At 38.0% G+C, this 2,263-nt stretch carries 1 protein-coding gene and 2 pseudogenes; 1 reads left to right on the top strand and 2 read right to left on the bottom strand.

The features are described 5' to 3' along the window. Positions 1-110: 110 nt before the first annotated feature. Positions 111-338 (top strand): annotated as a pseudogene (locus NCY57_RS17215) (IS1634 family transposase); the annotation flags it as partial. 149 nt (positions 339-487) lie between these two features. Here the strand turns inward: NCY57_RS17215 and NCY57_RS16520 are convergent. Together NCY57_RS16520 and NCY57_RS16515 are read right to left on the bottom strand one after the other, a co-directional pair. Further along, positions 488-1,816: pseudogene (locus NCY57_RS16520) on the bottom strand (IS1182 family transposase); the annotation flags it as partial. A gap of 249 nt (positions 1,817-2,065) precedes the next feature. Beyond that, positions 2,066-2,263, bottom strand: a 198-nt coding sequence (locus NCY57_RS16515) for a hypothetical protein (protein WP_250789862.1), incomplete at its 5' end; no start/stop codon positions are given.

The raw sequence follows: 2,263 nt of genomic DNA, 5'->3' as shown, positions 1-2,263 counted from the left end.
GTAATATTTAGTGATATGTACTATAACAGTGGAAGCGGTAATTATTGTGCGTATAACAACATCAAAATCAAAAAATTCCGAGTCCTTTTATATCACTCAGTCCTATACAAATCCGGTTATTAAACCGCGCTTTGAAAGGAACTTATACTACAGAACAATTGCTCCATATTTTAAAAGACATAAAATTTGCAGATGTAGAAGAACAGGGTTTCATGCCGGTATATGAACGTCAGAAAATCACTGACGATCTCCACGAAACCTGTGGATTCAGAACAGACTATCAATTCATAACAAAACGGAAAATGAAAGGAATTCAGAAAAAAAGTAAGCGGAGATAAAACATTACTATGTTTCGTGTATGCAGATAAAAGTGCCACACCCCTTGTATTTGAAGGGCACTGAAAAACTTCCATTTCTTCTTAAGTGGAAGTTTTTCTTTTATATTATTTTCAAATCTTTACTTAGGAAAATCATAAAAAGCTATGGTTTACTCCATAGCCAGCTCATCTAATCTTACTATTCGTTTTACATTTGCTGTAAATGCCGTAAAATACATTTGCAGATGCATAGCAAATAAACCTCTCGAATCTGCTTTACGCAAACCGTGAGCTTCCTTTAGTTCTCCATTCTTTTCTTCTATCCTGTGCCGAATCTTCATTCGCTCCTGAAAATATTCGCTTTCTTCAAATTTAAGCCTTTCAAGATTTTTCTCGCTTGCTTGCGTGATACTGTAGCTTCTTGTTTTAGCGTTTGATCTTCCTACACGGCATTTTTCTCTTTGGGGACATTTCCGACACGTTACTTTGCTAAATATATATCTTAAATAAGTATTCCCATTTTTTGCCGTTCTTTTTTCTACACGCGTGGAAAGCTCTCCGGCAGGACACTGCAGCATCCCAGCATCTTTATTAAAGCAGAAACCTTCCTCAAGGTTCCCGTTTGCTGCAGCAGCTACTGCTGTATTGGTTCTGGCAATCAATGTAATCTCTTTTCCGCAGACTTCCAGATTGTCATTACTGACATATGCCATATCGCCTATAACTTCTGTAACTTTTATTCCATTTTCCTTCGCGTTTTCTATCAGTTTTGGTAATTCCTGCCCATCTGGTGCTCCTCCATCTGTTACAGTGATCCCCGCAATGAGACGTTCTTCAGTCATCGCAAGATGATTCTTATATCCATAGAACGTACTGGTTGCCGTTTTATGTCCAAACCGTGCATCTTTATCATCTTTGGATCGGATCTCTTTGAGCCGCTCATCTTCTAGTAGTTCTTTCATTTCATGAGAAAGTTTCTGTATCTTTTTATTTCCACAGGATTTTATTCCTTCCTCCAGAACCTGGAGTAGTTCCCTAGTATAGGCAATTTCTTCATCCAGTCCTGCTTCCAAAGAGGGTTTCTCAGGAAATCGCTCTGATAATTCAAAAGCTGTTTTATAAACCTCTTTCCGAAGTTGTTTGCTCATATCCCGCAGAATCTGCGTTGGAGATTTTGCCCAGACAGAAGCAATTGTATGGGTGGAATCAACGATAATGGTTCCCGATTTGATCAGATTTTTATCCAAAGCCTGTTGAATGGTTTCTTTTAACATTTCTTCCAGAATATCTTCTGTAATACGAGTTTTTCTGAATTTTGTGAGAAGACTGGGATCTATCATTTTTGCTTCTGGTTCCAGGTCAAGGAAAAATTTATATGCCATGTCCGTCTGGGCGCTGCTAATCAGGGCTTCGTCAGAAAGATCGTACAGTTTTTTCAGGAAAAGCAGTTTAAACATCATTTCTGGTTCCTTTGCCGGGCGACCGAAATTTTCACAAAAAAGCCCAATTCTTTTTTAGAATCAGACTTTTTCAGTGCCCTTTTAAATATGGTTTTGATTTGGTTTTGTAGCATAAAAAAATCTCCTTGTAGTTGTATTTGCATCGTGCAGATGCTTCTTTAACTACAAGGGCCGCTCTCACTACTTCTAAAAACCAATCAGTAGTGAGAGCGGCCGCACATTTGAGTTGAAGTGTCAACCCCTATTTAGGGAAAAACTAAAAAAGAGGTTAGACCTCATGTATAAGATCTAACCTTGAAAATTAACTAAATGACATTGACCAGTGAACAGTAACAAAATAACCTTACATAAAACAACAATATATACACCCAAAAACAGCAGGTTCCGGATCACTCCGAAAACCTGCTGTCCTGATTCGCTGACTATTATTATTTTACGATAAAAGATTTTCTCTTGCTGACAACATCGAAGATAACCGCTGCCAGA

The organism is Blautia sp. MB18-30, assembly GCF_023669475.1.
GTDB classification, from domain to species: Bacteria; Bacillota; Clostridia; order Lachnospirales; family Lachnospiraceae; genus Blautia_A; species Blautia_A fusiformis.
The sequence above is the reverse complement of the archived record's forward strand: the minus strand, read 5'-3'. Positions and strand labels throughout refer to the sequence as shown.